This is a genomic window from Pantoea sp. ACRSB, assembly GCF_022346905.1.
In the GTDB taxonomy this organism is placed as follows: domain Bacteria; phylum Pseudomonadota; class Gammaproteobacteria; order Enterobacterales; family Enterobacteriaceae; genus Pantoea; species Pantoea piersonii.
Map to the genome: position 1 here is coordinate 26,833 of NZ_JAKRNL010000013.1, position 8,945 is coordinate 35,777.

The window sequence follows — 8,945 nt, forward strand, 5'->3', positions numbered from 1 at the left end:
AAATTTACCCGGCGAGACGCGCCATCGCCTCCTGCCAGACGAAAGGCGTTAATTCCTGATAGCTCACGCCGCGCTCAGCCATGGTTGCCGGCAGCCCAGCCTGTATCTGCTGCGTTGCCTGGCTCATGAACGCAGCGACGCCAACATCCTGTAGCGTTTTAACCACTTCCCCCATCTCTTCGGCGCGTCTGACGCCATGCTCCGCCACCCGGCTGATAAGGTAGTGCGGCAGCTGATCGTCCCATCCCAGCGATGGAAAGCTGGCATGCAGCGAAGCAAGAACGGCCTCTTCTACGCCATACTGCTGTGCGGCGCTGAGGCATTCGGTGGTGAGCGCCTCCAGACCTTTTATCATCACGCTGCGACACATCTTGATTGCCGAAACGTCCCCAATATTGTTACTGGCCGCGCGTGCGTTGCAGCCCAGCATGCACAGCGCGACTGCGGCACGAGCCGCCGCTTCGCCGCCTGTCAGCAGCGGCGTCTGCAATCGTTTAGGTGGAACGGGAGCCATTACCGCAACGTCCAGATAGTCTCCGTCACCCTTTTTTATCGCCTTCGCCGCCGCGCGCTTGGTTTCAGGCGCAACGGAGTTGAAGTCGAGAAAAAGCTGTCCGCTACCCAGCAGCGGCGCCGCCTGCGCGGCGACCTCCAGGGCATTTCCTGCTGTAACCAGCGACAGCACAAACTCAGCCCCTTCCAGCGCATCCGCCATCGAGCTGGCTGGCTGAACCGCGGCCTGTTCCGCTATCGCCCGTAACGAAGCGCCTTGCTCAGTAAGAAACTTTTTATCCCAGACGCGCACATTTGCGGCGCGCGCCAGCTCCTGCGCGTAAATTTGCCCTGCTTCGCCAAAGCCAATAATTGCTATGCGCGTCATTACACTTCTCCCTGTTTGCCCGACCAAAGCGAACCCGGGATCGCGACACGCCCGTCAAACAGCAGACGTGCGGTGCGAATCAGTCCACTGTTTACCACGTTGCCCGCCTCATCCCGCGTGAGCATCACGCTGAATTCGCCTTCGGGATGTTCTATTGCCAGACGCTGTTCCTTCGCCTCGCTGACCTGCGCCAGCCCTTCTGTTACCGAACCGGGTATCAGGCAGGCGGTCGCCACGCTCACCGCCCCTAACACCCCGATTGAAGCGTGGCAGCGATGGGGAATAAAAGTGCGGGTGGTGAGTGCGCCGCCCTTTTCCGGCGCGGCGATCAGCGTCATCTTCGGTACGGTGCGTTTCGCTACATCTCCCAGGTTCATGCGTGGCCCCGCCTGCAGGCGAATCGATTCCAGGCGCGCTTTCAGCTCATCGTCATTGTCCAGCTGCTCGCGCGTTTCCAGCCCGCTGCGTTGCAGATCGGCGGCGCGCAGCAAGACTACCGGCATGCCGTTATCAATACAGGTCACCTCAATGCCGTCAAAGGTGTCGCGCGCGTTCCCGGTGGGCAGGAGCGCGCCGCAGGTGGAACCGGCAATATCCTGGAAGTTCAACACCTGTTCGGCGGCAGAGCCGGGCACGCCATCTATCTTCGTCTCGCCCTGATACTCAACGGCGCTATCTGGCGTGGCGATGTTCGCCTCTGCGATTTGGCCGGTGTTGACCATAAAAATACGCACCCGCGTGACGTCGCCCTGTGCCTTGACCAGCCCTTTTTCCACGGCGAAAGGCGCGACGGCGGCAAGAATATTGCCGCAGTTTTGCCCGTAATCCACCACCGCCTTATCGACGTTGACCTGGGCGAAGAGGTAGTCAACATCAGCATCCGCGCGCGCGGAGGATGAAATAATCGCGACTTTGCTGGTCAGCGGATCGGCCCCGCCCAGGCCGTCAATCTGGCGCGGATCGGGTGAGCCCATCGCCGCCAGTAAGACCTTATCGCGCAGCTGCGCCTCGGCGGGCAGATCGCTGGCGAGAAAACAGGCGGCTTTAGAGGTGCCGCCACGCATTAATACGCAGGGAATAAGGGTCTGTTTCATGATCAACTCTTCTGCAGCTCATCCAGAGAATCGACGTAGCGCAATCCTTTTTCAGCCAGCTGCGCGCGCATCTGATAGATATCCAGGCCAAGCTCGCCAGCCGCCAGCCGCACACGCTTACTCTCTTCATTAGCGACGCGCTGCTCCGCAGCCTGCGCCACCGCGGCGGCATCTGCGCGCGGCACGATCACGACGCCATCGTCATCCGCGACCACGATATCGCCCGGATAAACCAGCTGGCCGGCGCAGATCAGCGGAACATTCACCGAGCCCACCGTCGCTTTAACGGTGCCCTGCGCATAGACGGCGCGTGACCAGACGGGGAAGTTCATTTCTCGCAGCGTCTGGCTGTCGCGGATACCGATATCCCCTACCAGCGCCACGACGCCGCGCGCTTTTAAAGAGGTCGCGAGCAGATCGCCAAAGAAGCCGTCATAACAATCAGACGTGGGGGCAACGAGCAGCAGATCGCCTGGCTGGCACTGCTCTACCGCGACATGAAACATCCAGTTGTCGCCGGGAGAGACCAGTACGGTCACAGCGCTACCTGAAACGGTAACGTTCTGCTGAACAGGCCGCACCCGCACGTCGAGCAGGCCCTGACGCTGCTGTGCTTCATGAACCGTCGCCACGCCATATCGGGCAAACTGTTTCACTAACTCGCTGCTGGCACGCTCAATGTGGCGAACCACGACGCCTTTTTTATTTACCAGACTCATGCCAGATCCTCAGTTACGCGCGGGAACAGGCTCTGATACCCTTCGCCGTGGGTGATAACGCGGGTAGAAGTGATGCCGGTATTGCGTTTCGCCTGTACGCCGCGCTGCAACGCCACGCGGGTATAGTATTCCCACAGATGTTCCTGACCGGCCATGCACTGAATGGCTTCATATTTTTTGTCCCAGACGGACGTAATATCGAGCAGCACATCCGGCTTCCACTGGCACTGTTCCGGCTGATGAGGTTCAAAACAGTAAACCGGCGGCGCGCCTACGATGGGTTCGCCCGGACGATAGCCTTCAGCCTGGGCGATAATGCGCGCCTCCTGCGTCAGGTGGGCCGCCAGAGGGTGATCGTAGTTATAAGGGTCAGCAACCGAGTGCGTCAGCACGAAGTGCGGCTGCACGCGACGAAACACATCCGCCAGGCGAAACAGCGTCTCTTTATCGGCACGCAGCGGGTAATCGCCTAAGTCAAAAAATTCGATGCTGGCGCCCAGCACCTTAGCCGCGGCTTCCGCTTCAGTACGACGGTGCTCCTTTACCTTCTCCTCCGTCATATTGCCTTTGCGCCATAGCTTCGCTGACTCCCCGCGCTCGCCAAAGGAGAGGCAGACGACGTGCACGTCATAACCGCGAGAATGATGCAGGGCAATCGCCCCGCCTGCCCGCCAGACAAAATCAGCAGAATGCGCACTTACCACTAAAGCACTTTTTTTCACTGAGTTTTCCATCATGTTTCCCTGCTGTTGCGTTTTTTTCATCCTGGCACGCGGCTTTTCAGGCGAATAATGCCTTTCATTGCGTCAGCTATGATTTTTATTTATGTTGTGATTACGATCCCGCCTTAGCCTGTGGTGACCATGAAAAGAAAACAGGAAGATAATGATATTAAAATCATGCAGCTACGCTCTCTTTGCATGGTTGCCGAAAGGGGTACTGTCTCCAGCGCTGCTGAAAATTTATTTCGAACCCAGTCTGCGATTACGCGTTCTATACGTGATCTGGAACACACATTAGCCGTCCCGCTTTTTGAGCGGCACGCCAGCGGCATGCTATTAACCGAGCATGGCAAATGCGTGTTGCCCCGCGCGCAGCGCGCCATTCAGGAGCTGAATCAGATCCCAGCCCTGCTGGCGCGGTTTAAGCAGCGGGAAAGCCTGCGTGATGACGCCGAGCCTGTCTGGCTGTTTAACGTCAGGCGGCTGCAAATCTTTTTACGGCTTTACCATCTGCACCATACGCAGAGCGTGGCCAGCCTGTTGAATATCAGCCAGCCTGCCGTCAGCGCCGCGTTAAAAGTGCTGGAGAAAGGCGCGGGCGTCGCCCTGTTCCAGCGTTCGCCTAAAGGCATGATCCCCTCCGCAGCCGCGCGGGAAATGGCGCCGCATATCAGCCGCTCGCTGAATGAAATTCGTCACATACCGGAAGATCTGGCGGCGCAGGCGGGCGTATTGCAGGGCACCGTCAACGTGGGCGCGCTGCCCCTGTGCCGCAGTACCATTTTGCCTCGCGCTATTGCGCGCCTTGTGGCGGCGCACCCGGCGGTTAAGGTGGTCACTAACGAGAGCGCCTATAGCGCCCTGGTCACTGAATTACGCGCCGGCGAGGTGGATCTGATTCTGGGCGCGCTGCGCCATGATGAGGAGGTCAACGATATCGCCAGTCAGGTGCTGTTTACCGAAGAGCTAGTGCTGGTGGTTCGGCCGCAGCACCCTTTAGCGGGCAAACCGCTGGCGCCTGCCGATCTCGCCAGCGCCCAGTGGATTTTGCCGCGCGATAATACGCCGGCGCGGCATTTGCTGGATCGCGCTTTCAGAACGCTGGGAATGCCTGCCCCACTGCCGGTCGTGGAGAGCGGCGATCTGGCAATAGTACGCGGACTTCTGATGAACTCCGATATGGTGGCGGCGGTCTCTCGCCATCAGCTGGAATATGAATTGCGCGCCGGCGCTTTGTTGCCGCTGACTTTACCGCTATCGGACACGCGACGTGAAATTGGCATCACCCTGCGGCATACCGCACTTCACTCTCCCGCTACGCTGGCGTTGATTGACGCTATTAACGCTGAAGCCGCGCCATACGCTTCCTAAACGAAATTCATACGCTACCCGCTTCCGCCCTGCGTTACAGGCCCGCTTGTGGCATGTTCAGGGCCGTTATTTGCGTTCGGGAGTATGCCAACTCGCTCACAATATAAACGCAACTCATACCTCTAAAAGCCTTTTTTGACAGACACCATGCGCCACTCTGCTTACCGTGTAACTGGATTGTTAAAACTCTTACTACGACAAAAACGACCCTCAGTGCCTGACAAGAGAGCTAACCATGAACACAAACAAGCTGGTCGATATCAAGGCCTGGATTGATTCGCGACCCATTTCAGCCTTTCAGTGGCGCGTGCTGATCCTCTGTCTGATCATCATTATGTTTGATGGCTACGATGCGGCCGTCATGGGATTTATCGCGCCTGCACTTATTGAAGAGTGGCACATATCCCGCGCGGCTATGGGGCCGATTCTGGGTGCGGCCATGTTTGGCGTCGCCATTGGCGCGCTTATCGCAGGGCCGTTATCCGATCGCTTTGGCCGTAAAAAGATTATTTTGCTCTCGGTGCTGATGTTCTCTGTTTTCAGCCTGGTGTGCGCCTTCGCCACAACGCCGTTGCAGATGGCGCTGATGCGCTTTGTCGCCGGGCTTGGCCTGGGTGCCGTTATGCCTAACTGCGTGACGCTGCTGGCGGAATATATGCCTGAACGCCGCAAGGGCGTCATGATTACGCTGATGTTTAGCGGTTTCAACATTGGCTCGGGGCTGGGCGGATTTATCGCCGCCGCGCTGCTGGCCCACTACAACTGGACGGCCGTACTGATTTTTGGCGGCGCTGTGCCGCTGGTGCTGCTGCCCTTCCTGAGCCTGCTGCTGCCGGAATCGGCGTTTAGTTTGCTGGTGCGCAGGGCGCCGCGAGAAAAAATCGCCGCGCTTCTGAACCGCATGGGCGGCCACTTCACTCAGGACGCTTCCTTTGTGCTTAATTCACCGCGCATTAACCGCAACAGCACCATTTCTCAGCTGTTTCGGCATGGTTTCGCCCGCGGCACCATCATCTTGTGGGTTACCTATTTTATGGGGCTGTTTGTGATCTATCTGCTGAACGGCTGGCTGCCTACGATTATGCGTTCCGGCGGCATCTCGCTGGAGCAGGCTGCCATCCTGGCGGGTCTGTTCCAGCTCGGCGGCCCGCTGGGAGGAATAATGGTCGGCGCGCTGATGGATAAGCTTAACGCCAGATATGTTATCGGCGTGGTTTACCTGCTGGGCTGCCTCTGCCTGCTGGCACAAGGGTTGTTCGGCTTTTCCGGCGCGGCTCTGGGCGTGTTTATCTTCGTTATCGGCATGTGCATTAACGGCGCGCAAAATGGTTTGCAGGTTTACTCGCCCGCCTATTATCCCACCGAGATCCGCGCAACCGGTGTGAGCTGGATGCATGGCATTGGCCGCACAGGCGCGATTTTAAGCTCGTCCGTTGGCGGGCTGCTGATGGGGGCGTTTCCTGCCCAGTCTGCCATTTACTATATTCTGGCCGCCCCCGCGCTATTCGCAGCGATAAGTATCGTGATGCACCGTAATGTCGCGCTCTCTTTAAAAATTAAAGGGGCAGATTTAAATGACATTCCTTCGCTGTCACAAACTTTAAATAACAGATGAAATCTGGCTTGCACAGCCTGAATAAATTAAAAGGAATATTATTATGACAAATCAAATAGCGGAACCCTGTTTCGATATTGCCCATCTGGCTCACGTTGAAATTTACAGCGATAAGTTCGAAGAGAGCCTCGATTTCTTCGTTAACGTTTATGGTCTTACCATCTCGGCCCAGGATGAAAACCATGCATGGCTACGCGCCTGGGATGATTACGAATTCCACAGCTTAAAGCTTACCCGCCATCACACCACTGGCGTGGGGCATATTGCCTATCGCGCCAGTTCGGAAGCCGCGCTAATGCGACGCGTAGCAGCCATTGAGGCCAGCCAGTATGACGTCCTGGGCTGGGTGGATGAGGATCGCGGACATGGGCGCGCTTTTCGCTTTGCCGATCCCTTTGGTCATGTTTTTGAGATCTATTACGATACTGTTCGATACCAGGCCGAAGAGAATGAGCGCCCTTCGCTGAAAAACCTGGCGCAGCGCTACCACGGACGCGGCGCCTGCCCGCGTCGCCTCGATCACCTTAATCTGCTGGCTGCGGACGTGCGCGAGTTTAAGAACTTTATGGAAACCTGCCTCGGCTCACGGGTAACCGAGATGATACAGCTGGATAACGGTCGTATCGGCGGTTGCTGGTTCACTGTCAATAATAAAACCTACGATCTGGCCTGCACCGAAGAACACGGCGGCGGCAATGGGCGTCTGCATCATGTGACCTACGCCACCGACTCGCGGGAAGATATTCTGCGTGCGGCGGACATCTTCCTGGAAAATGGCATTCACATCGAGACAGGCCCGCATAAGCACGCAATTCAGGGCACTTTTTTCCTTTACGTCTGGGAGCCTGCCGGCAACCGCATCGAACTGGCGAACTCCGGCGCCCGCCTGATCCTGGCGCCGGACTGGCAAACCATTGTCTGGACAGAGACGGAACGGAAAAAAGGACAGGCCTGGGGCCTTAAAACCATCGAAACCTTCCATACCCACGGCACGCCGCCGACGCCGAAGCAGCTTAAGGATTAACGCAGATAACCGGCCGTCTTTGCGCGGCCTTTTTTGTTTCAGGCTGCTCGCGTCGCCGACCGCTCGCGAGCTATTGCTCTCTGAAAGTCCTACTCCTGGCGTTTCAGCGTAATACGCGTCAATTCTGATGGTCGCCCCAACCTCACCGCCATGCCAGGCCAGAGAGCGGTTCCGTTATTGACGTAGAGCTGCATGCCATCCACATGGTATAGCCCCGAGACAAAGCCGCCGTTGGGTTTGGCAAACAGCCGGTCCAGCCCAACGATAAGCCCGCCATGCGTATGGCCAGAAAGCTGTAAATCAACCTTTTGCAGCGCATTGCTGCGCGCGTTGCGCGGCTGGTGATCGAGCAAAATGACAGGCGCATTTGCTGGCGCGCCCTCCAGCGCTTTCGCCAGATCGGGGCCGACGGCATGCCTTCGTGACGCCGAGGCATCCGGCAGGCCAGCAATGACCAACCCGGCGTCGCCGCGTTTGATTACAACGTGGCTGTTGAGTAAAGGTTGCAGTCCCAGTGAGGCCAGATGTTCGGTCCATCGCTGCTGTTCAAAAAAATATTCGTGATTGCCGGTGATGGCAAAAACGCCATCCGGCGCATGCAGATGACGTAACGGCTCCACATCCTCCCTGCGGTTCTGTACGGTGCCATCAATAACGTCGCCCGTAACAACGATTAGATCGGCGTTAAGGGAGATCGCCCTCTCTACCATCTTTGCGGCCCAGGCGGCGTTAAAAAGTTTGGTGATATGCAGGTCCGTGAGCTGGAGTAGCTGATAGCCTTCAAATTCACGGGGCAGGTTTTTGATTCTGATGGTGACATCTTTTACCGGCGGCACGCGTATTGCCTGGTGCACGCCTGCGGTTGCCAGCGTCATGGCAATAATTGCAGCCAGATAACGCACCATCGGCGTAATCTCTAACGGATGCCTTATCAGCAGCGAAAACAGCGCCACAGCGTCGAGCAGCAGCTGTAAGAGCGCAAGAAACAATACGGCGCCAAACGCCCAGTTAAAGAGAATGGTAAGCGCGCGAGGCATTTCGGGTGAAAAGATGCCGCCTGCGGTAAACCGGCTTATCAGCAGATATTGCGAGGCCAGCAAAACCAGTAAGGACAGGATAATTTTTAATATTAGCGGCATCGCTAATGGGAAAACGAAACGCGCGATAACGTACCAGCTCGGTATACTAAAAATCAGATGAAACATCGCTCTTCCCTGTTGGTATGCGCTTATTCAGCGCAATAAATAAGGCCGGTCAAAAACTGAAGCGTAGCATGAACGCAGCCAGTCGCGGCCTGCGCCGCCTGGTTTCCGGCACAAAACGGCGCGTCAGGAACATGATGAGTCAGGGTTAGCCGCTATCATCGCAGCCCTGATGTTGTCAGGCAGGAGAGATGCCCAGCGCTAGAGCGGTCTCAGGAGTTTCGCCGGGTTTCCAGCATAGACCCCTTTGATTAGCACAGGTTTCGTCACTACGCTTCCTGCGCCAATCACTGCGCCGCTGCAAATTTCCGACGTCAG

General features: G+C 57.2%; 8 protein-coding genes and 1 pseudogene. 3 read left to right on the forward strand and 6 right to left on the reverse strand.

What is annotated here, in order from left to right:
• Positions 1-4: 4 nt before the first annotated feature.
• From MHZ89_RS21590 to galB, 4 genes are read right to left on the reverse strand one after another with little or no spacing between them, the layout of a single operon-like run.
• On the reverse strand, positions 5-880 hold the full coding sequence (locus MHZ89_RS21590; protein ID WP_311784571.1) for a DUF1932 domain-containing protein: 876 nt from the start codon (positions 878-880) through the stop codon (positions 5-7).
• Positions 880-1,974 carry a 4-oxalomesaconate tautomerase gene (locus tag MHZ89_RS21595; protein ID WP_311784572.1) on the reverse strand — a complete coding sequence of 365 codons (1,095 nt, stop codon included), beginning with the start codon at positions 1,972-1,974 and terminating at the stop codon, positions 880-882. The genes MHZ89_RS21590 and MHZ89_RS21595 overlap by 1 nt, the downstream gene beginning before the upstream one ends.
• A gap of 2 nt (positions 1,975-1,976) precedes the next feature.
• Entirely contained in the window at positions 1,977-2,693 is a 717-nt protein-coding gene (locus MHZ89_RS21600) for a 4-carboxy-4-hydroxy-2-oxoadipate aldolase/oxaloacetate decarboxylase (protein ID WP_120456133.1), read from the reverse strand.
• The gene (gene galB, locus MHZ89_RS21605) at positions 2,690-3,430 is read right to left on the reverse strand and encodes a 4-oxalmesaconate hydratase (protein WP_311784573.1); all 741 of its coding nucleotides are present in this window, start codon (positions 3,428-3,430) and stop codon (positions 2,690-2,692) included. Before galB ends, MHZ89_RS21600 begins: the two co-directional genes overlap by 4 nt.
• Before the next feature lie 126 nt (positions 3,431-3,556).
• On the opposite strand from galB, the gene MHZ89_RS21610 reads away from it, so the two are divergent.
• The 3 genes from MHZ89_RS21610 (at position 3,557) to MHZ89_RS21620 (ending at position 7,425) form a co-directional block, all read left to right on the forward strand.
• Positions 3,557-4,786: a LysR family transcriptional regulator gene (locus tag MHZ89_RS21610; protein WP_311784574.1), complete on the forward strand. Its 1,230-nt coding sequence runs from the start codon at positions 3,557-3,559 to the stop codon at positions 4,784-4,786.
• Positions 4,787-5,021: 235 nt separating this feature from the next.
• Entirely contained in the window at positions 5,022-6,401 is a 1,380-nt protein-coding gene (locus MHZ89_RS21615; RefSeq protein ID WP_311784575.1) for an aromatic acid/H+ symport family MFS transporter, read from the forward strand.
• Between the two features lie 43 nt (positions 6,402-6,444).
• Positions 6,445-7,425: a VOC family protein gene (locus tag MHZ89_RS21620; RefSeq protein WP_311784576.1), complete on the forward strand. Its 981-nt coding sequence runs from the start codon at positions 6,445-6,447 to the stop codon at positions 7,423-7,425.
• Between the two features lie 89 nt (positions 7,426-7,514).
• On the opposite strand, the gene MHZ89_RS21625 is transcribed toward MHZ89_RS21620, so the two are convergent.
• On the reverse strand, positions 7,515-8,630 hold the full coding sequence (locus tag MHZ89_RS21625) for a metallophosphoesterase (RefSeq protein WP_311784577.1): 1,116 nt from the start codon (positions 8,628-8,630) through the stop codon (positions 7,515-7,517).
• Between the two features lie 198 nt (positions 8,631-8,828).
• A pseudogene (locus MHZ89_RS21630) lies at positions 8,829-8,945 on the reverse strand (N-acetyltransferase); the annotation flags it as partial.